This window comes from Streptomyces sp. NRRL B-3229 (assembly GCF_000719505.1).
Lineage (GTDB): Bacteria > Actinomycetota > Actinomycetes > Streptomycetales > Streptomycetaceae > Streptomyces > Streptomyces griseorubiginosus.
This window is the reverse complement of sequence record NZ_JOGP01000002.1, coordinates 95,365-115,946: the sequence shown is the minus strand read 5'-3', so window position 1 is coordinate 115,946 and position 20,582 is coordinate 95,365. Positions and strand designations below refer to the sequence as shown.

General features: G+C 70.5%; 16 protein-coding genes. 7 read left to right on the top strand and 9 right to left on the bottom strand.

The features are described 5' to 3' along the window. Nucleotide 1: 1 nt before the first annotated feature. From mmsA to iolC, 5 genes are read right to left on the bottom strand one after another with little or no spacing between them, the layout of a single operon-like run. The gene (gene mmsA / locus IF54_RS0103480) at nt 2-1,504 is read right to left on the bottom strand and encodes a CoA-acylating methylmalonate-semialdehyde dehydrogenase (protein ID WP_030314331.1); all 1,503 of its coding nucleotides are present in this window, start codon (nt 1,502-1,504) and stop codon (nt 2-4) included. Between the two features lie 14 nt (nt 1,505-1,518). Continuing rightward, on the bottom strand, nt 1,519-3,396 hold the full coding sequence (gene iolD, locus IF54_RS0103475) for a 3D-(3,5/4)-trihydroxycyclohexane-1,2-dione acylhydrolase (decyclizing) (RefSeq protein WP_030314329.1): 1,878 nt from the start codon (nt 3,394-3,396) through the stop codon (nt 1,519-1,521). Next, complete coding sequence (gene iolB / locus IF54_RS0103470; RefSeq protein WP_030314327.1) at nt 3,393-4,208, bottom strand: 5-deoxy-glucuronate isomerase; 816 nt, start codon at nt 4,206-4,208, stop codon at nt 3,393-3,395. Before iolB ends, iolD begins: the two co-directional genes overlap by 4 nt. 10 nt (nt 4,209-4,218) lie before the next feature. Then, nucleotides 4,219-5,100, bottom strand: coding sequence for a Cgl0159 family (beta/alpha)8-fold protein (locus IF54_RS0103465; protein WP_030314326.1), 882 nt, complete (start codon nt 5,098-5,100; stop codon nt 4,219-4,221). Then, nucleotides 5,097-6,047, bottom strand: a complete 951-nt coding sequence (gene iolC, locus IF54_RS0103460; protein WP_030314324.1) for a 5-dehydro-2-deoxygluconokinase — start codon at nt 6,045-6,047, stop codon at nt 5,097-5,099. The genes IF54_RS0103465 and iolC overlap by 4 nt, the downstream gene beginning before the upstream one ends. A gap of 131 nt (nt 6,048-6,178) precedes the next feature. Here iolC and IF54_RS0103455 point away from each other — a divergent pair, with 131 nt between their 5' ends. The 3 genes from IF54_RS0103455 to IF54_RS0103445 all read left to right on the top strand — a co-directional run bounded on the left by IF54_RS0103455 (nt 6,179) and on the right by IF54_RS0103445 (nt 8,400). After that, entirely contained in the window at nt 6,179-7,096 is a 918-nt protein-coding gene (locus IF54_RS0103455) for a sugar phosphate isomerase/epimerase family protein (protein ID WP_030314322.1), read from the top strand. Between the two features lie 320 nt (nt 7,097-7,416). Then, nucleotides 7,417-7,617 carry a helix-turn-helix transcriptional regulator gene (locus IF54_RS0103450; protein WP_030314320.1) on the top strand — a complete coding sequence of 67 codons (201 nt, stop codon included), beginning with the start codon at nt 7,417-7,419 and terminating at the stop codon, nt 7,615-7,617. Between the two features lie 216 nt (nt 7,618-7,833). Further along, nucleotides 7,834-8,400: a GNAT family N-acetyltransferase gene (locus IF54_RS0103445; RefSeq protein WP_030314319.1), complete on the top strand. Its 567-nt coding sequence runs from the start codon at nt 7,834-7,836 to the stop codon at nt 8,398-8,400. On the opposite strand, the gene IF54_RS0103440 is transcribed toward IF54_RS0103445, so the two are convergent. Continuing rightward, nucleotides 8,381-9,424, bottom strand: a complete 1,044-nt coding sequence (locus IF54_RS0103440) for a zinc-dependent alcohol dehydrogenase family protein (RefSeq protein ID WP_030314317.1) — start codon at nt 9,422-9,424, stop codon at nt 8,381-8,383. The genes IF54_RS0103445 and IF54_RS0103440 overlap by 20 nt on opposite strands. Then, nucleotides 9,375-11,672 (bottom strand): MMPL family transporter, encoded by a 2,298-nt coding sequence (locus tag IF54_RS0103435; protein ID WP_030314315.1) that lies wholly within the window; start codon nt 11,670-11,672, stop codon nt 9,375-9,377. The genes IF54_RS0103440 and IF54_RS0103435 overlap by 50 nt, the downstream gene beginning before the upstream one ends. A 122-nt stretch (nt 11,673-11,794) precedes the next feature. Here IF54_RS0103435 and IF54_RS0103430 point away from each other — a divergent pair, with 122 nt between their 5' ends. The 4 genes from IF54_RS0103430 to IF54_RS0103415 all read left to right on the top strand — a co-directional run bounded on the left by IF54_RS0103430 (nt 11,795) and on the right by IF54_RS0103415 (nt 16,145). Beyond that, on the top strand, nt 11,795-12,460 hold the full coding sequence (locus IF54_RS0103430) for a TetR/AcrR family transcriptional regulator (RefSeq protein ID WP_030314313.1): 666 nt from the start codon (nt 11,795-11,797) through the stop codon (nt 12,458-12,460). A gap of 112 nt (nt 12,461-12,572) precedes the next feature. After that, nucleotides 12,573-13,523 (top strand): PrsW family intramembrane metalloprotease, encoded by a 951-nt coding sequence (locus IF54_RS0103425; protein ID WP_030314311.1) that lies wholly within the window; start codon nt 12,573-12,575, stop codon nt 13,521-13,523. Between the two features lie 60 nt (nt 13,524-13,583). After that, the gene (locus IF54_RS0103420) at nt 13,584-13,823 is read left to right on the top strand and encodes a heavy-metal-associated domain-containing protein (protein WP_030314310.1); all 240 of its coding nucleotides are present in this window, start codon (nt 13,584-13,586) and stop codon (nt 13,821-13,823) included. Between the two features lie 99 nt (nt 13,824-13,922). Further along, nucleotides 13,923-16,145 carry a heavy metal translocating P-type ATPase gene (locus tag IF54_RS0103415; protein WP_030314309.1) on the top strand — a complete coding sequence of 741 codons (2,223 nt, stop codon included), beginning with the start codon at nt 13,923-13,925 and terminating at the stop codon, nt 16,143-16,145. Nucleotides 16,146-16,814: 669 nt separating this feature from the next. Here IF54_RS0103415 and IF54_RS0103410 read toward each other — a convergent pair. Together IF54_RS0103410 and IF54_RS0103405 are read right to left on the bottom strand one after the other, a co-directional pair. Next, nucleotides 16,815-18,104, bottom strand: a complete 1,290-nt coding sequence (locus IF54_RS0103410; protein ID WP_028810168.1) for a citrate synthase — start codon at nt 18,102-18,104, stop codon at nt 16,815-16,817. Nucleotides 18,105-18,336: 232 nt separating this feature from the next. Continuing rightward, a complete protein-coding gene (locus IF54_RS0103405; protein ID WP_030314308.1) occupies nt 18,337-20,580 on the bottom strand; it encodes an ATP-dependent RecD-like DNA helicase in 2,244 nt (747 codons plus the stop codon). Between the last annotated feature and the right edge of the window lie 2 nt (nt 20,581-20,582).

The window sequence follows — 20,582 nt, the reverse complement described above, 5'->3', positions numbered from 1 at the left end:
CTCAGTGGTTGCGCGGGAAGCCCAGGTCCACGCCCGTGGGGGCGTCGGCCGGGTCGGGCCAGCGGGTGGTGACGACCTTGCCGCGGGTGTAGAAGTGCGTGCCGTCGTTGCCGTAGATGTGGTGGTCGCCGAAGAGGCTGTCCTTCCAGCCGCCGAAGGAGTGGTAGCCGACGGGGACCGGGATCGGCACGTTCACGCCGACCATGCCGGCCTCGACCTCCAGCTGGAAGCGGCGGGCGGCGCCGCCGTCCCGGGTGAAGATCGCGGTGCCGTTGCCGAACGGCGAGGCGTTGATGAGCGCGATGCCGTCGTCGTAGCTGTCGACGCGCAGCACGGTCAGGACGGGGCCGAAGATCTCGTCCTGGTAGGCCTTGGCGGTGGTCGGGACCTTGTCGAGCAGCGAGATGCCGATCCAGTGGCCGTCCTCGTGACCCTCGACCGTGAAGCCGGTGCCGTCGAGAACGACCTCGCAGCCCTCGGCGGCCGCGCCCTCGACGTAGGACGCCACCTTGTCGCGGTGCACCTTCGTGATGAGCGGGCCCATCTCGGAGCTCGGGTCGTTGCCGGGGCCGATCTTGATCTTCTCGGCGCGCTCGCGGATCTTCTCGACCAGGGTGTCGCCGATGGAGCCGACGGCCACGACCGCGGAGATCGCCATGCAGCGCTCGCCCGCGGAGCCGTAGGCCGCGGAGACGGCCGCGTCGGCCGCCGCGTCCAGGTCGGCGTCCGGGAGGACCAGCATGTGGTTCTTGGCGCCGCCCAGGGCCTGCACCCGCTTGCCGTTGGCGGAGGCGGTGGTGTGGATGTAGCGGGCGATCGGGGTCGAGCCGACGAAGGAGACGGCCTTGACGTCCGGGTGCTCCAGGAGGCGGTCGACGGCCACCTTGTCGCCGTGCACGACGTTGAAGACGCCGTCGGGCAGACCGGCCTCGGCGAGCAGCTCGGCGATCTTGATCGAGGCCGACGGGTCCTTCTCGGACGGCTTGAGCACGAAGGTGTTGCCGGTCGCGATGGCGATCGGGAACATCCACATCGGGACCATGGCCGGGAAGTTGAACGGCGTGATGCCCGCGACGACACCCAGCGGCTGGCGGATGGACGCGACGTCCACGCGGCTGGCGACCTCGGTGGACAGCTCGCCCTTCAGCTGCACGGTGATCCCGCACGCCAGGTCCACGATCTCCAGGCCGCGCGCGACCTCGCCGAGCGCGTCGGAGTGCACCTTGCCGTGCTCAGCGGTGATCAGCTCGGCGATCGCGTCCCGGTTCGCCTCCAGGAGCGCCCGGAACTTGAACAGGATGGTGGTGCGCTTGGCGAGGGACGAGGTGCCCCAGGTCTGGAACGCGTCCTTCGCGGCGGCTACGGCGGCGTCGACCTCGTCGACCGAGGCGAACGCGACCTTCGTGGTGACCGCGCCGGTCGCCGGGTCGGTGACCGGCCCGTAGGTGCCCGACGCGCCCTCGACGGTCTTGCCGCCGATCCAGTGGTTGACGATCTTCGTCATGACCGAGTACTCCTTCACAGATGGCGGCGTCGGGTAGAGACGTGCCGTTCGTACAGCTCACGGGCCTTCACCGCGGACGGTCGGGTCGCGGTCTCGGCCACAGGTACATCCCACCAGGCCTGCGCCGGCGGCGGGCCCGACACTGTGTCTGCCGTTTCCGTCTCGACGTAGACACATGTGGGAGTGTCCGCGGCCCGCGCCTCGGCGAGGGCTGCGCGGAGGTCTCGTACGGTCTTCGCACGCAGCACGCGCATACCGAGGCTGGCCGCGTTGGCGGCCAGGTCCACGGGCAGCGGGGCACCCGTGTAGGTGCCGTTGTCGGACTGGTAGCGGTAGGCCGTGCCGAAGCGCTCGCCGCCGACCGACTCGGACAGGCCGCCGATGGAGGCGTAGCCGTGGTTCTGGATGAGGAGCAGCTTGATCGCGATGCCCTCCTGTACGGCCGTGACGATCTCCGTCGGCATCATCAGGTACGTCCCGTCGCCGACCAGCGCCCAGACGTTCCGCTCGGGAGCGGCCATCTTCACACCGATCGCGGCCGGGATCTCGTAGCCCATGCAGGAGTAGCCGTACTCCAGGTGGTACTGGTCCCTCGACCGGGCGCGCCACAGCTTGTGCAGGTCGCCGGGGAGGGAGCCGGCCGCGTTGACGATCACGTCGGACTCGTCTGCGAGGGCGTCCAGGGCGCCGAGGACCTGCGCCTGGGTCGGCCGGATGTCGGGCTCCTCGGCCTCGAAGCAGGCGTCGACGCGCTGCTCCCAGCGCTCCTTGTCGAGGCTGTACTCGTCGATGTACGTGCCGCTGACGCGGTGGGTGTGCAGCTGGAGGGCCTCGGTGAGCTCCGTCAGGCCGCTGCGGGCGTCGGCGACCAGGGGTTGACCTGCGAGCTTGTGGCCGTCGTAGGGCGCGATGTTGAGGTTGAGGAAGCGGACGCCCTGCTGTTCGAAGAGGGTGCCGGAGGCCGTGGTGAAGTCGGTGTACCGGGTGCCGACGCCGATCACCAGGTCGGCCTGGCGGGCCAGTTCGTTGGCGGTGGCGGTGCCGGTGTGGCCGACGCCGCCGACGTCCTGGGGGTGGTCGTGGCGCAGCGAGCCCTTGCCGGCCTGGGTGGAGGCGACCGGGATGCCGGTGGCGGCCGCGAACTCGGCCAGGGCCTCCTCGGCGCGGCTGTGGTGGACCCCGCCGCCGGCGACGACCAGGGGGCGCCGGGCCGCCCTGATCGCGCTGACCGCCTCGGCGAGTTCGGTGGGGTCGGCACCCGGGCGCCGTACGGTCCAGGTGCGCTCGGCGAAGAACTCCTCCGGCCAGTCGTACGCCTCGGCCTGGACGTCCTGCGGGAGGGCGAGGGTGACCGCGCCGGTCTCGACGGGGTCGGTGAGGACCCGCATCGCCTGGAGGGCGGCCGGGATCAGGGCTTCGGGGCGGGTGACGCGGTCGAAGTACTTCGAGACCGGGCGCAGGCTGTCGTTGACGCTGATGTCGCCCGCGTACGGCACTTCGAGCTGCTGGAGGACCGGGTCGGCGACGCGGGTGGCGAAGATGTCGCCGGGCAGGAGCAGGACCGGGAGGTGGTTGATGGTCGCGAGGGCCGCGCCCGTCACCAGGTTGGTCGCGCCGGGGCCGATGGACGTCGTGACCGCGTGGGTGGAGAGACGGTTCGACTGGCGTGCGTAGCCGACGGCCGCGTGCACCATGGACTGCTCGTTGCGGCCCTGGTGGAAGGGCATCTCGGCGCCGTACTCGACGAGCGCCTGGCCCAGGCCCGCGACATTGCCGTGGCCGAAGATGCCCCAGGTGGCGGATATCAACCGCTGCCGTACGCCGTCGCGTTCGGTGTACTGGGCGGCGAGGAAGCGGACCAGCGCTTGTGCGACGGTCAGGCGGGTGGTCATCGGTAGCCCTCCGAATGGTCCGGGTGGAAGCAGATCCGCCACTCCCGCGTCTCCCCCGGTCCCGCCATGACGTTCAGGTAGTACATGTCGTGGCCGGGCTGGGCGATGGACGGGCCGTGCCATCCGTCGGGGACGAGGACGGCGTCGCCGGAGCGGACCTCGGCGAGGACGTCGGCGCCGCCCTCACGGGAGGGGGATACGCGCTGATAGCCGAAACCGTTCGGGCCGTCGATCTCGAAGTAGTAGATCTCCTCCAGCTCGGCTTCCACGCCGGGCCGGTTCTCGTCGTGCTTGTGCGGCGGGTAAGAGGACCAGTTCCCGCCGGGGGTGACCACCTCGACGGCGATGAGCTTGTCGCAGTCGAAGGCGTCGGCGGAGGCGAAGTTGCGCACGTGCCGCAACTGCGTGCCGCTGCCGCGCTCTTCGACGGGGACCTCCGGCGCGGGGCCGTAGCGGGCGGGGAGTCGTCGCTCGCACTTCGCTCCTGCCAGGGCGAAGCGGCCTCCCGCGCCGGAGGCGATCGATGCCTGGGCGTCCCGGGGCACGTACGCGAAGTCCGAGACTCCGGCGAACACGCTCTCCCGGCCCAGGAGTTGGAACTCTTCGGTACCCACGTGGACGGTACAGCCGCCTTCCAGCGGAAGGACGATCCACTCGCTGTCACCGGAGGTGAAGGTGTGCGTGCCCCCCGGTGCCAGTTCGACGATCCGCAGGCTGCAATGCGTCCAGCCGGCCCGCTTGGGGTCGATGTCCACCGCGTACTGGGCGTTGGTGGAGCCGCCCTTGGGGACGTACAGCTCGGTGTGTGTCATGCGGCGGCCCTCACAGCAGTCCTACGGCGGTGTCCACGGCGGCGGCCACGTCGCCGTCCGCCGGGTACAGCAGGGAGCGGCCGACCACCAGGCCGCGCACGGTGGGCAGTTGGAGGGCGCCGCGCCACTTCTCGTACGCGCCGTCCTGATCGTCGCCGACCTCGCCGCCCAGCAGCACGGCGGGCAGCGTGGAGGCGGCCATGACCTCGCCCATGTCGTCGGGGTTGTCGCAGACCGGGACCTTGAGCCAGGTGTAGGCCGAACTGCCGCCCAGGCCCGAGGCGATGGCGATCGACTTGGTGACGGCCTCGGCGGAGAGGTCGTTCCTGACCTTGCCCTCGGTGGTGCGGGAGCTGATGAACGGCTCGACGAAGAGCGGGAGCCGGCGCGCGGCCATGTCGTCGATGGCACGGGCGGTGGACTCCATCGTGGTGAGGGAGCCCGGGTCGTCGTAGTCGATGCGCAGGAGCAGCTTGCCGGCGTCGAAGCCGAGCCGCTCGATGTCCTCGGCACGGTGGCCGGTGAAGCGGTCGTCGAGCTCGAAGCTGGCGCCCTGGAGGCCGCCGCGGTTCATGGAGCCCATGACGACCTTGCCGTCGAGGGCGCCGAGCAGGAGCAGGTCGTCGAGTATGTCGGCGGTCGCGAGCACCCCGTCGACGCCGGGGCGGCCGAGCGCCAGGACCAGGCGCTCCAGCAGGTCGGCGCGGTTGGCCATGGCCATGCGGTTGCCGCCGACGCCGAGCGCGCCGCGGGCCGGGTGGTCGGCGGCGACGATCATCAGGCGGCCGCTGTCGTTCAGCAGCGGCCTGCGGGTACGGCGGGCCGCCGCCTCGGCGATCGCCTCGGGGCGTTCGGCGCGCAGGCGCACGAGTTCGGTGATGTCGACGCTCACTTGACCGCTCCCGCCGCGACCGCGTCCTCGACCTCGGTGACGGTCGGCATCGCCGAGCTGCACTCGAGGCGGGAGGCGACGATGGCGCCGGCCGCGTTGGCGTGCCGCATGACCTTCTCCAGGTCCCAGCCTTCGAGGAGGCCGTGGACGAGGGAGCCGCCGAAGGCGTCACCGGCGCCGAGGCCGTTGAGGACGTTCACGGGCAGGGGCGGGACCTCGGCCTCGTTGCCCTTGCTGTCGACGGCCAGGACGCCCTTGGGGCCCTGCTTGACGACGGCGAGCTCGACACCGGCGTCCAGGAGGGCCTGGGCCGCCTCGCGGGGCTTGCGCACTCCGGTGGCGACCTCGACCTCGTCGAGGTTGCCGACGGCGACGGTGGTGTGGCGCAGGGCCTCTTCGTAGAAGGGGCGGGCCTCGTCCGGGTGCGTCCAGAACATCGGACGCCAGTCGAGGTCGAAGACGGTGGTGCCGGCCTTGGCGCGGTGGGCGAGGGCCGCCAGGGTCGCCGTACGGCTGGGTTCCTCGCTCAGGCCGGTGCCGGTGACCCAGAAGACGCGCGCCTCGCGGATCGCGTCGAGGTCCAGCTCGTGGGCGTCGATCTCCAGGTCCGGGGCCTTGGGCTGCCGGTAGAAGTAGAGCGGGAAGTCGTCCGGCGGGAAGACCTCGCAGAAGGTGACCGGAGTCGGCAGGCCGGGCACCGGGGTGACCCAGCGGTCGTCCACGCCGAAGCCCTGGAGGGCCTCGTGCAGGTAGGTGCCGAAAGGGTCGTCGCCGGTGCGGGTGATCACCGCGGTACGCCGGCCCAGGCGGGCGGCGGCGACCGCGACGTTGGACGCCGAGCCTCCCAGGAACTTGCCGAAGGACGTCACCTGCGGCAGCGGGACACCGGTCTGGAGTGGATACAGGTCCACACCGATCCGCCCCATGGTGATCAGGTCGTACCCCATCGGCTTCCCTTCGTACCTGCGTCGGCTCTCCCGGCGTTTGTAGCCCCGTTCGCCGAGCCCTGTCAATGTTTTGTCCAGACATTCGGACGAGACCTTGACAGCGCTTGCTGTGCGAACCGAAGCTGACCGGCATGACAGCGCCCGCACCGCAGCCCTCACTGTCCCGCATCCGGATCGGGTCGGCTCCCGACTCGTGGGGTGTGTGGTTCCCCGACGACCCTCAGCAGGTCCCCTGGCAGCGCTTCCTCGACGAGGTCGCCGACTCCGGATACGAGTGGATCGAGCTGGGGCCGTACGGGTACCTGCCGACCGATCCCGCCGTGCTCACCGAGGAGGTCTCCCGGCGTGGCCTGAAAGTGTCCGCCGGCACCGTCTTCACCGGCCTGCACCACGGTGAGGCCGTATGGGAGAAGACCTGGGCGCATGTCGCGGACAACGCGGTGCTGGCGCAGGCGATGGGCGCGAAGCACCTCGTCGTGATCCCGTCGTTCTGGCGGGACGACAAGACGGGTGAGGTGCTGGAGCCCTCGTCGCTGACGGCCGAGCAGTGGGGCAACCTGAGCTCGCTGACCGAGCGGCTGGGACAGCGGGTGCGGGACGAGTACGGGTTGCAGATCGTCGTCCATCCGCATGCCGACACCCACGTCGACAGCGAGGAGAACGTGGTCCGGTTCCTGGACGCCACGGACTCCGACCTGGTGTCGCTGTGCCTGGACACCGGGCACTACGCGTACTGCGGCGGCGACAGCGTCAAGCTGATCGAGACGTACGGGTCGCGGATCGGGTACCTGCACCTCAAGCAGGTGGACCCGGAGATCCTGGCGGACGTGCGGGCCAAGGGGACGCCCTTCGGGCCGGCCGTGGCCCAGGGCGTGATGTGCGAGCCGCCCTCGGGCGTGCCGGCGCTCGGACCCGTCCTGGAGGCGGCGCAGAAGCTGGACGTGGATCTGTTCGCGATCGTCGAGCAGGACATGTACCCGTGCGAGCCGGACAAGCCGCTGCCGATCGCTCAGCGGACGCGGGCGTTTCTGCGGTCCTGCGGGGCGTAGCCGTTCGCCTGGGCGCATTCGTTCGCCTGGGCTTATTCGTTCCCCTCGGGGGGTCGTAAGCACGTCGGCCCCCCGAGTCAACGCGCCGCGCCCTCGCTCCCGCGCACGCCTTTGCGGCACCTCTGTCACAAACACCCCTTCCGTGTCACACATGTCGCGTGTACGCGGACTCCGTGTCACACCCGGTACACAGGCACTGACCCACGGTCACCGCATGTCGTTCACGGGGCACAGGCTTCTGTGATCGCCAGCGCAGCGCCCGGTACCCCCGACGGCCGTTCCCGGCCGCCGCCGCGGTGCGCGCGAGGAGGTGCCCCCACATGACCGACCGAAGGCTCTGGTCGTACAAGGAGATCGCGGCGCACATCCGGGTGCAGCCGGACACCGTGCGCTCGTACCGCAAACACGGGCTGCTGCCGCCGCCCGACCACGTCGAGGGCGGCAAGCCCTTCTGGTACGCGGACACCGTGCGCGCGTGGGTCGCGTCCAGGCCGGGCAACCGGGGGCGGAGAGAGAACTGACGGCCGGGCCTGCCCGGTGACTTCGGGTGCCCGTCGCGACCTTGCGGGCACCTGGCCGGGGAGTTCGGGTGGGCCCCGCGGCCTTGCGGCGCCTGGCCAGCGGATTCGGGGACCCTCGCGACCCTGCCGGCACCCGCGCACGCGTCGTCGGGCGGTCGGGCCCCGTGGGCGGAAAATCCCGGGCCCGGGGAGCCGGGTGTCTGGCACAGTCGGGCCATGAGCGACTTCGCCCTCAAACCCGTGCTGACCGGCGAGCGGACCGTGCTGCGGCCGTTCACGGCGGCGGATGCCGAGGGCATGGCGGAGATCATCGAGGACCCCGAGGTCCTTCACTTCACCGGGCCCCCCTCCGGCGACCTCACCCTGGAGCGGCTGCGGTCCTGGTACGGCTCCCGGTCCGAGCAGACCGACCGCCTCGACCTCGCCGTCACCGACAGGGCGACCGGCGAGCTCGTCGGCGAGGTCGTCCTGTACGAGTGGGACGCCCACGCCCGCAGCTGCACCTTCCGCACCCTCATCGGTCCCCGGGGACGCGGCCGGGGTCTCGGCACCGAGGCCACCCGGCTCGTCGTCGGCCACGGCTTCGGGTATCTGGGCCTGCACCGCATCGAGTTGGAGGCCTACGGCCACAACGCCCGCGCCCTGCGGGTCTACGAGAAGGTCGGGTTCGTGGTCGAGGGGGTGCGCCGGGAGGCCGATCTGCGGGACGGCCAGTGGGTGGACTGGGTTGTCATGGGCCTCCTCGACCGCGACTGGGCCGCCCTCAGCTCCACGGCTCGATGACCGTCACCCCCGCTCCCGGAGCCGTGCCCATCGCCGCGAGGGCCCCAGGTGTGGCGTCCAGGGGGATCGTGGAAGTGACCAGCAGGTCCGGCCGCAGCACCCCCGCCCGGACCAGTTCCAGCATCGCCGGGTAGGTGTGGGCGGCCATGCCGTGGCTGCCGAGGAGTTCCAGCTCCAGGGCGATCGCGCGGGCCATGGGGACCGGGGTCGTGCCGTCCGGCGAGGGCAGCAGTCCGACCTGGACGTGCCGACCTCGGCGGCGTAGGGAGTTGACGGACGCGGCGCAGGTGACCGGGAAGCCGAGGGCGTCGAGCGACAGGTGCGCACCACCGCCGGTCAGCTCCCGGACCGCCGCCGCGGTGTCCTTCGCGCCGCTCGCGTCCACGCACTCCGTCGCGCCGAACTTCCTTGCCAGCGCGAGGGCCCCGGGAGACACGTCCACGGCCACCACCCGGGCTCCCGACGCCGCCGCGATCATCACCGCGGACAGGCCCACTCCGCCGCAGCCGTGCACCGCCACCCACTCTCCCGCGGCGAGCCTGCCCTGCTGCACCACCGCCCTGAACGCCGTGGCGAAACGGCAGCCGAGGGACGCGGCCGTGGTGAAGGCCATGTCCTGCGGCACGGCCACCAGGTTCACGTCCGCGTGGTCCAGGGCCACGAACTGGGCGAACGAACCCCAGTGGGTGAAGCCGGGCTGGGTCTGACGCTCGCAGATCTGGTGGTCGCCGGCCTTGCAGGACGGGCAGGTGCCGCAGGCGCAGACGAAGGGGACGGTGACGCGGTCGCCGGGATGCCAGGCGCGCACGCGGGTGCCGACCGCCTCCACCGTGCCGGCGAGTTCGTGACCCGGTACGTGCGGGAGGGTGATGTCGGGGTCGTGGCCCTGCCAGCCGTGCCAGTCGCTTCGGCAGAGGCCGGTGGCTTCTACGCGGACGACGACTCCGTGCTCCGGCGGGTGAGGGTCGGGTACCTCACGTACCTCCAGAGGTTCGCCGTATCGTTCGAAGAGCACCGCTTGCATCTGCCATCCCCTCGCCGTTTTCGTCTGCGGGTGCGTCGTGGCTGGCCGCGCCCCGCGGCGGAGCCGCAGATCGATACAGCCCCGCGCCCCTGGGGGGTTTCACTTCCCCTTCGCTCAGGCCGAACCGGTCGTGCAGTCTGCGCAGAGCCTTCGGGGCCCACCAGGTCGCCCTCCCCGTCAGCTTCATCACCGCCGGGACCAGCAGGCTGCGGACGATCATCGCGTCCATCAGGACCGCCAAGGCTATGCCCAGGCCCAGCATCTTGGTGTTGGTGACCCTGGAGGTGCCTATCGCGACCATGACCACCGCCAGGATGACCGCCGCCGCCGTGATCAGGCCTCCCGTGCGTTGAAGGCCGTGACGGATCGCCTCCTCGTGGTCGCCGGTCCGGTCGTGCTCCTCCTTGATGCGGGAGAGGAGGAAGACGCCGTAGTCCATGGAGAGGCCGAAGGCGACGCAGAACATCAGGACCGGGAGGGTGGTCTCTATCGAGCCGGGGCTGGTGAAGCCGAGGAGGCCGGAGAGGTGGCCGTCCTGGAAGACCCAGACCACCGCGCCGAACATGGCCGTCAGACTGAGGGCGTTGAGGAGGACCGCCTGGATCGGGATCAGGACGCTGCCGGTCAGCAGGAAGACCAGGAGCAGGGTGACGATCACGATGAAGGCCGCCGCCCAGGGCAGTCGCTCGCCTATCGCGTGCTTGGAGTCGACCAGGACGGCCGCGGTGCCGGTGACCTTGGTGTCGAACGGGGCCTTGGTGGCGCGCAGCTCACGGACCAGGTGCTGTGCGCCGGCGTCCACGGCCTCGCCTCTGGGCTGGACCGTGAAGTAGGCCGAGTCGCCCTTGACGAGCGGGCCGTCGACCCGGAGGACCTCGGGGAGGGCCGCGACGCGGTTCTTGTAGGCGGTGTACTGGGCGGGGCCGGCCTTGCCCTCCGCGAGGACTTCGAGGCCGCCGCCCGGGCTCCCGGGGAAGCCGTCGCGCAGGTGCTGCTGGACGACGTGGGACTCGGCCGAAGCGGGCAGCTGACGGTCGTCGGCGGTGCCGAACTTCACCCCCAGGAAAGGGAGCCCGAGCAGGACCAGGACGGCGGTGGTGGCGAGGGCGAAGAACGGGGCGCGGCGCATCACGAGGGCCGCCCCGCGGGCCCAGGCAGTGCCCGGGGGTTTCGAGGACGACCGCCCGCGCCGGAGCAGCTTCCGCAGGTCCAGGGAGTTGACCCGGGGGCCCAGCAGAAGCAGGGCGGCCGGGAGGAGGATCAGGGCGGCGGTCGCGGCGAGCAGGACCACGGCCATGCCGGCGTAGGCGAACGAGCGCAGGAAGTACTGCGGGAAGAGGAGCATCGCCGCCAGGGACACCGCGACGGTCAGGGCGGAGAACAGGACGGTGCGGCCCGCTGTGCGCAGGGTGATCGCGACCGCCGTCGACGGGTCGGCGCCCGCGGTCAGTTCCTCGCGGAAGCGGCGGACGATGAACAGGGCGTAGTCGATGGCCAGGCCCAGTCCGAGGGCCGTGGTGAGGTTCATCGCGAAGACGGAGACGTCGGTGAACTCGGTCAGGCCGCGCAGCACGGCGTTGGTCCCGAGGATCGCGACGATGCCGATGCCGAGTGGCAGCAGGGCGGCGATGGCGCTGCCGAAGACCATCACCAGCAGCAGGAGCGTGATCGGCAGGGCGATCATCTCGGCCCGGGTGAGGTCCTCCTGGATGATCGTCTGCATTTCGTGCCGCACCGCGACGATGCCGCCGATCTCGACCTTCACCGGCCCGTGCGTCCCCCGCAGGGCGGGGGCGATGCGGTCGAGGGTCCGGCCCATCTGCTTCTCGTCGCCGGTGATGCGGGCCGCGATCAGCGCCTCGTGGCCGTCCTCTGCGCGCAGGGCCGGTGACTTGGCGGACCAGTAGGAGCCGACGCCGGTGATGCCCCGCTCGGCGGCCAGGCGGGCGGCGAGGCGGTTCGCCTCCGCGGTCACCGCCGGGTCGTCCACCGAGGCGCCGCCCGCGTCGACGAGCAGCAGGAGGTTGGGCTGGGAGTCCGGGAACTCGCGCTCCAGCGCCTTCGTGGCGTACGTGGACTCCGCCGCCGGGTCCTCCCAGCCGCCGGCGCCCAGCCGGTCGCCGACCCCGCTGCTGGCCAGCACGGCGAGGACGGTGAGCACCAGGGCCGCGAGCAGGGACAACCTGGGGCGGGCGGTGACGAGGCGGGTCCAGCGGCCCACCCGGGGTGGGCTGTTGACTTCGGTCATGGTGCGGTGTCCCCTTCACCGTGGAAACCGTAAAATGGAAAACACGAGAGATCGCTCGCGTTTCCAGAATGCGAGCGACCGCTCGCGTTTGTCAACCGTGTGCGGAGAGCTGGGGATAACGCGTGCCCGAGAACGCCGAGACCGAGGCGAAGGAACAGCCGCGCCGCCGCCAGGCCCGCGGTGAACGCCGGATCGCCCAGCTCCTGGAGGCGGCGGCCACCGTCTTCACGACCACGGGCTACACCGCGGCCAGCACCAACGCCATCGCCCGCGAGGCCGGCGTCTCCCCCGGCACGCTCTACCAGTTCTTCCCGAACAAGGAAGCGATCGCGATCGAGCTGGGCGGCCGGCTCGTGCACGAGATGCAGACGGCGTACGGGGAGGCGCTCGCCCCGGTCGACCCGGCGACCCCACTGGAGGAGGTGGTCGGCGCGGCCGTGGACCGGTTCATGGCCTTCAACTGCGACCACCCGGTGTTCTTCGCCCTGATGCACGGCCCCGACATCCCCGGCCGGATGGCCGAGGACCACGACGCGCTGCACACGGGCCTCGTCAACCGGCTGGAGACGCTGATGACCTCTCTCCTGCCCGAGGCCCCCCGGGCCGACGTCACCCGCACCGCCCACATGGTCCTCGGCCTGTACAAGGCGGGCCTGGAGCTGGTCCTCGCCCACGAGGGCGCCGAGCGCGAGGCGTACATCCGCGAGGTGAAGAACGTGCTGGTGCGCTACCTGGACCCGCTGGTCGGCGACCGCCTCGGCCGGTCGGGCGGCGCGGCGACCCCGTAGCCCGGCCGACCCGCGACCCCGTAGCCCGCCCAGCCCAGTGCGGGCATCCGGGGACCCCTTCGGGACTTAAGGTGCGGTAAATCCGCCCTGCACCTGTTCGAGGGGATTCGCCGTGACCCATTCACCGTCGTCGGGTGCCCCGCGGGCCCGCATCCCCGGGCCGCAGAAGCCGCCGCCGACGTATCCCCGGATCCGCGCGGGGCTGTGGCGGCACTGCCTGTGGGGCGGCCTCGCGCTGTGGACGTGGACCGCGGTCGTGACGTACGCGACGCGGAACAGCACGCTGCTTCCGACCCTGATCCTGCTCGGCAGTTTCGTGGTGCCGGTGACCTTCGTGCTGTGGGCGTACGAACGCCACGGCCGCGATCTCGGCGTCAGCGTGATCCTCGGCTGCTTCCTGACCGGCGGCACCCTGGGGGTGCTCGGCGCGTCGGTCATGGAGTACTACCTGCTGCACCCGTCCCTGTGGATGTTCGTCGGCGTCGGCCTCATCGAGGAGGCCGTGAAGCTGGGCGCGTTGATGTTCGTGCTGCGCCGGCAGCCGCGGCTGCGCGGGATCCGGGCCGGTCTCGTGCTCGGCGCCGCCGTCGGCTTCGGCTTCGCGGCCCTGGAGAGCGCCGGGTACGCCTTCAACGCCGCGGTCACCGCCCGGGGCATCGATCTGCGGGCCCTCATGGAGACGGAGCTGCTGCGCGGGGTACTCGCTCCCTTCGGGCACGGGCTGTGGACGGCGATCACCGGCGGGGCGCTGCTCGCCCGCCGCCTGCCCAACGGGCGCTTCCGGTTCACCGGGGCCGTGGTCGGCACGTATCTCGGCGTGGCACTGCTGCACGCGCTGTGGGACTCGACACACGGGATCGCGCTGTGGCTGGTGGCCCGGCTGGACAGCACGGGGCTGGACGGGCGGCTGTTCGCGCAGGGGTACCTGCCGAACCCGACCGACCAGCAGCAACACCTGTTCACGTTGGTCTCGGTGGGGCTGCTGGCGTTCGTGTCACTGCTCGGGGTGACCTGGGTGCGGTCCATGGCCCGGCGGGACCCTTCTTGGAGAAATACCCCCTAGGGGTATAGGGTGTGCATCCTAGACAGTGCACCACCTCTCATGAGTCATCAGGAGAACGACATGACCACTCAGACCGACACCGCTGGCTCCGTGACCGCCGTCTACAAGGTGAGCGGGATGAGCTGCGGGCACTGCGAGGGGGCGGTCTCCGGGGAGATCTCCGAGATCGACGGGGTCAGCTCGGTGAAGGCGGTCGCTTCCAGCGGGGAGGTGACGGTGGTTTCGGCTGCGCCGCTCGACGAGGAGGCCGTTCGGGCCGCTGTGGACGAGGCCGGGTTCGAGCTCGTGGGGAAGGCCTGAGAGCGTCGCGACAGAGGGTGCCACGATGGAGCATCGGCGTCTGCGGCGCCATCGTGGCTCGTCGCGCAGTTCCCCGCGCCCCTGAGGGAGTTGCCGTACATGTCCAGCTTCACCGAACCCGCGCCCACGACGAAGACCTCTGAGGTCGAACTCGTCATCGGCGGGATGACCTGTGCCTCCTGTGCGGCTCGGGTCGAGAAGAAGCTCAACCGGATGGACGGGGTCAGCGCCACCGTCAACTACGCGACCGAGAAGGCCCGGGTCAGTTATCCCGCCGGGGTCGAGGTCGCTGACCTCATCGCGACCGTCGTGAAGACCGGGTACACGGCCGAGGAGCCTGCGCCACCCGCCACGGAGGAAGCGCAGCGGGACCCCGGGCTCGACGGACTTCGGACGCGGCTGTTCGTCTCCCTCGCGCTCGCCCTCCCCGTCGTCGCGCTCTCCATGGTCCCCGCGCTCCAGTTCGACTACTGGCAGTGGCTCGCGCTCGCCCTCGCCTCGCCCGTCGTGGTGTGGGGCGGGTGGCCCTTCCACCAGGCCGCCTGGACGAACGTGCGGCATGCCGCGGCCACCATGGACACCCTCGTCTCGGTCGGGACGCTCGCCGCCTTCGGATGGTCGCTGTGGGCGCTGTTCCTCGGGGACGCCGGGATGCCGGGCATGCGGGAGCGGTTCGCGCTCACCGTGGGCGGCATGGACGGCGCCTCGACGGTCTATCTCGAGGTGGCGGCCGGGGTCACCGCCCTCATCCTGCTCGGCCGGTATCTGGAGGCCCGCGCCAAGCGCCGTGCGGGGGCCGCGCTCAGGGCGCTGATGGAGCTGGGCGCCAAGGACGTCTGTGTGCTGCGGGACGGCCGCGAGGTGCGGATCCCGGCGGACCGGCTGGGCGTCGGGGACCGTTTCGTCGTACGGCCCGGGGAGAAGATCGCGACCGACGGCACGGTCGTCGAGGGCGCCTCCGCGGTGGACGCCTCGATGCTGACCGGCGAGTCGGTGCCGGTGGACGTGGGCGTCGGGGACGCGGTCACCGGTGCGACCGTCAACGCCGGCGGGCGGATCGTCGTCATGGCGACCCGGGTCGGGGAGGAGACACGGCTCGCGCGGATGGCGCGGCTGGTGGAGGACGCACAGAACGGCAAGGCCCAGGTGCAGCGGCTGGCCGACCGGGTCGCCGCGGTCTTCGTGCCGGTCGTCATCGGCATCGCCGTGGCCACCTTCGGCGGGTGGCTCGGCGCCACCGGGGACACCGCGGCCGCGTTCACCGCGGCGGTCGCCGTGCTGATCATCGCGTGCCCGTGCGCGCTGGGTCTGGCCACGCCGACCGCGCTCATGGTCGGCACCGGGCGCGGCGCCCAGCTCGGCATCCTCATCAAGGGTCCCGAGGTCCTGGAGTCCACGCGCCGTGTCGACACCGTCGTCCTGGACAAGACCGGCACGGTCACCACAGGGCGGATGAGCCTCCAGGAGGTCCACGTCGCCGAGGGCGCCGACGAGAAACAGGTGCTGCGGCTCGCGGGGGCCCTGGAGCACGCCTCCGAGCATCCCGTGGCGCGTGCCGTGGCCCTGGGCGCCGAGGAGCGGGTCGGGCCGCTGCCGGCGGCCGAGAGCTTCGAGAACGTCCCCGGCAAGGGCGTACGCGGGCGCGTGGAGGGCTGCGAGGTCGCCGTGGGGCGGCTTGGCGACGTGCTGCCCGCCGAGCTGGCCCGCGCCAAGGAGGAGGCCGAGCGGGACGGCCGTACGGCGGTCGTCGTCGGGTGGGACGGCGTGGCGCGCGGTGTGCTGGCCGTCGCCGACACCGTCAAGGAGACCAGCGCGGAGGCGGTGCGGTCACTGCGGGCGCTCGGGCTGACGCCGGTGCTGCTGACCGGGGACAACCGGACGGTGGCCGAGGCGGTGGCCCGGGCCGTCGGGATCGGCGAGGTGGTCGCCGAGGTGCTGCCCGAGGACAAGGTCGATGCCGTACGACGGCTCCAGCGCGAGGGCCGGGTCGTGGCGATGGTCGGTGACGGCGTCAACGACGCGGCCGCACTCGCCGCCGCCGACCTGGGGCTCGCGATGGGTACCGGGACCGACGCGGCGATCGAGGCGGGGGACCTGACGCTGGTGCGCGGGGACCTGCGGGTGGCCGCGGACGCGATTCGGCTCTCCCGGCGCACCCTGTCCACGATCAAGGGGAATCTCGTGTGGGCCTTCGGCTACAACGTGGCCGCGCTGCCGCTGGCCGCGGCGGGCCTGCTGAACCCGATGATCGCGGGGGCGGCGATGGCGTTCTCCTCGGTCTTCGTGGTGACCAACAGCCTGCGGCTCCGTACGTTTCGTTGAGGATTCCTTTGACGGACCCCTCTGGAGTCCCGGGCCAGGCTCACATAAGCTCTTCACAAGACTCGCGCAACGTCCTTACGCTGGGTCCCGTTCGCAGTATCCGGGCTCTTGCGTATCTAACGGACATTTGCAAGAGACGCAGATCACAGTGATGCGAACGTAACCATCGAAGGGCTTCGAAGGTCTAAGTTGGCGATGTCAGGCAGCGTCTTGGGGGGCGCTGACTGACATCTGAGGATGTCTTGGGGGACTTCCTCGGAGATGCGTTGCCGGGGCACGCGCATAGGGAAGCTTTGAGCGGCCCTCCCGACCGTGCGTTGTCCCGGCAGATCGCACACTGGAGTAGTACGAGCGGTTGTGCTCGTTCTGCTCAACGGCAGTACCAGCAGTACCGGAAAGACAGCGATTCAGGCGCTGGTCTCTCAGGCGCCCGGCCGGATCCCGTGGGGGGAATCCGCACCGGGACATGGGAAGGCGCCCTGGACGCCGGCCCGTGGGGGGACCGGCGCCAGGGCGCCTTTCGCTACGCGGATTCAGCCCGGGGGCTCGTGGGATCGCCGGTTGCGTTCCGGCGGTCGGCCGGTGGGGGCTGGTCGCGCAGTTCCCCGTGCCCCTCAAGTGGGACCCGTCGCCCGGAAACCGACAGCCAACCCCCTGAACAACCTGGTGTCAGCGCTGCTCGACCGGGACGAAGTCCCGCTCGACGACGCCCGTGTAGATCTGGCGCGGGCGGCCGATGCGGGAGCCCGGCTCCTTGATCATCTCGTGCCACTGGGCGATCCAGCCCGGGAGGCGGCCGAGGGCGAAGAGGACCGTGAACATCTCGGTCGGGAAGCCCATGGCGCGGTAGATCAGGCCGGTGTAGAAGTCGACGTTCGGGTAGAGGCTGCGCGAGACGAAGTAGTCGTCGGAGAGCGCGTGCTCCTCCAGCTTGAGCGCGATGTCCAGCAGCTCGTCGGACTTGCCGAGGGCCGAGAGGACGTCGTGCGCCGCGGCCTTGATGATCTTCGCGCGCGGGTCGAAGTTCTTGTAGACCCGGTGGCCGAAGCCCATCAGACGGACGCCGTCCTCCTTGTTCTTCACCTTGCGGATGAAGGAGTCGACGTCACCGCCGGAGGCCTGGATGCCCTCCAGCATCTCCAGGACGGACTGGTTGGCGCCGCCGTGCAGCGGGCCCCACAGGGCGTTGATGCCGGCCGAGATCGACGCGAACATGTTCGCCTGCGACGAGCCGACGAGGCGGACCGTGGAGGTCGAACAGTTCTGCTCGTGGTCGGCGTGCAGGATGAGGAGCTTGTCCAGGGCGGAGACGACGACCGGGTCGAGGTCGTACTCCTGCGCGGGGACGGAGAAGGTCATCCGCAGGAAGTTCTCGACGTAGCCGAGGTCGTTGCGCGGGTAGACGAACGGGTGGCCGATCGACTTCTTGTACGCGTACGCCGCGATCGTCGGAAGCTTGGCGAGCAGGCGGATCGTCGAGAGGTTGCGCTGCTTCTCGTCGAAGGGGTTGTGGCTGTCCTGGTAGAACGTGGACAGCGCGGAGACGACCGAGGACAGCATGGCCATCGGGTGGGCGTCGCGCGGGAAGCCGCGGTAGAAGTTCTTGACGTCCTCGTGCAGCAGGGTGTGCTGCGTGATCTCGTTCTTGAACGTGGAGAGCTCGTCGACCGTCGGGAGCTCGCCGTTGATCAGCAGGTAGGCGACCTCCAGGAACGTGGAGCGCTCGGCCAGCTGCTCGATCGGGTAGCCGCGGTACCGGAGGATGCCGGCCTCACCGTCGAGGTAGGTGATGGCGGATTTATAGGCGGCGGTGTTGCCGTAGCCGCTGTCCAGGGTGACCAGACCGGTCTGGGCGCGGAGCTTTCCGATGTCGAAGCCCTTGTCGCCGACGGTGCTGTCGATCACCGGGTAGGTGTACTCGCCATCGCCGTACCGCACTACTACAGAGTTGTCGCTCACGTCATCCCTCACCGACGTTGTGCCTCTTCTTCGAGGTTGCCCTGACTGTCTCTACCATCCCCCATTTGGCGCAGGAGAGTGCACTCGGGGTCGGCCGTTGGGCGTATCGGCGGCACTGAGTGCCGCCAACTTGCCCATCCTGCCCCTCCCCTACCCCCTTCCGGAAGAGCTCTGTGACCCACATGACTCATTTGATCGATCATTTTTTGTGATGGCTCACAATTGACCGCCTTCAGCGGGCTTCGTCAACCCTCGTCGTGGGACCCGAGAGCCGGAAGTCGAGCGCGGTGCAGCGGCGCCCCGCCGAGACCGTGCGGACCGCCTGGCCGATCGCCTTGCGGGAGCCGACGAGGACGACCAGTTTCTTCGCCCGCGTGACCGCCGTGTACAGCAGATTGCGCTGGAGCATCATCCAGGCGCTGGTGGTGACCGGGATCACCACCGCCGGATACTCGCTGCCCTGGGACCGGTGGATGGTCACCGCGTAGGCGTGGGCCAGTTCGTCCAGCTCGTCGAACTCGTACGGCACCTCCTCGTCCTCGTCCGTCAGGACGGTGAGGCGCTGGTCGACCGGGTCGAGCGAGGTGACCACGCCCACGGTGCCGTTGAAGACACCGTTGGTGCCCTTCTCGTAATTGTTGCGAATCTGGGTGACCTTGTCGCCGACCCGGAAGACCCGGCCGCCGAACCGCTTCTCGGCGAGGTCGGGGCGGCCGGGGGTGATGGCCTGCTGGAGCAGGCCGTTGAGGGTGCCGGCGCCCGCGGGGCCGCGGTGCATGGGGGCGAGCACCTGGATGTCCCGGCGCGGGTCGAGACCGAATTTGGCCGGAATCCGACGGGCCGCCACGTCCACGGTGAGTCGGCCGACCTCCTCGGTGTCGTCCTCGACGAAGAGGAAGAAGTCCTTCATGCCGTCCGTGACGGGGTGCTGTCCGGCGTTGATCCGGTGCGCGTTGGTGACGACCCCTGACTGCTGGGCCTGGCGGAACACGCGTGTGAGGCGCACCGCGGGGACCGGGCCGCCCTCGGCGAGCAGGTCCCTGAGCACCTCCCCTGCGCCCACGCTGGGCAGCTGGTCGACGTCCCCGACGAACAGCAGGTGGGCGCCCGGTGCCACCGCCTTGACCAGCTTGTTGGCGAGCAGCAGGTCCAGCATGGACGCCTCGTCGACGACCACCAGGTCGGCGTCGAGCGGGCGGTCCTTGTCGTAGGCCGCGTCGCCGCCGGGCTTCAGCTCCAGGAGGCGGTGGACGGTGGAGGCCTCCGCGCCGGTGAGTTCGGCGAGGCGCTTGGCGGCACGGCCGGTCGGTGCGGCGAGGACGATCTTCGCCTTCTTGGCGCGGGCCAGCTCCACGATCGAGCGCACGGTGAAGGACTTGCCGCAGCCGGGGCCGCCGGTGAGAACGGCCACCTTCTTGGTGAGCGCCAGCTTCACCGCGGCCTCCTGCTCGGGTGCCAGCTCCACGCCGGTACGGCCCTTCAGCCAGCCCAGCGCCTTGTCCCAGTCCACCTCGTGGAAGGACGGCATGCGGTCCTGCTCGGTGCGCAGGAGGCGCAACAGCTGGGCGGAGAGGGAGAGTTCGGCGCGATGGAAGGGGACCAGGTACACGGCGGTGACCTCATGGCCGTCGGAGCCGGGGACCTTCTCGCGTACGACCCCGGGCTCGCCCGACTCCTCGTCCGGCTCGGCGAGTTCTGCCAGGCACTCGATGACCAGACCGGTGTCGACCTGGAGCAGCTTCACGGCGTCGGCGATCAGCTGTTCCTCGGGGAGATAGCAGTGCCCCTGGTCGGCGGACTGCGAAAGGGCGTACTGGAGGCCCGCCTTGACGCGCTCCGGGCTGTCGTGCGGGATCCCGACGGACTGGGCGATCTTGTCGGCGGTGAGGAAGCCGATGCCCCAGACGTCGGCGGCGAGCCGGTAGGGCTGGTTCTTCACGACGGAGATCGAGGCGTCGCCGTACTTCTTGTAGATGCGCACGGCGATCGACGTGGACACCTCGACGGTCTGGAGGAAGAGCATGACCTCCTTGATCGCCTTCTGCTCCTCCCAGGCGTCGGCGATCTTCCTGGTGCGCTTGGGGCCGAGCCCCGGGACCTCGATCAGCCGCTTCGGCTCCTCCTCGATGATCTTCAGGGTGTCCATGCCGAAGTGCTGGGTGATGCGGTCGGCGAAGACCGGGCCGATGCCCTTGACCAGTCCCGAGCCGAGGTAGCGGCGGATGCCCTGGACGGTGGCCGGCAGCACGGTCGTGTAGTTCTCGACGGTGAACTGCTTGCCGTACTGCGGGTGGGAGCCCCAACGGCCCTCCATCCGCAGCGACTCCCCGACCTGGGCGCCGAGCAGCGCGCCGACGACGGTGAGCAGGTCACCGCCGCCCCGGCCGGTGTCGACCCGGGCGACGGTGTAGCCGTTCTCCTCGTTGGCGTACGTGATCCGCTCGAGGACCCCTTCGACGACCGACAGGTTGGACATGA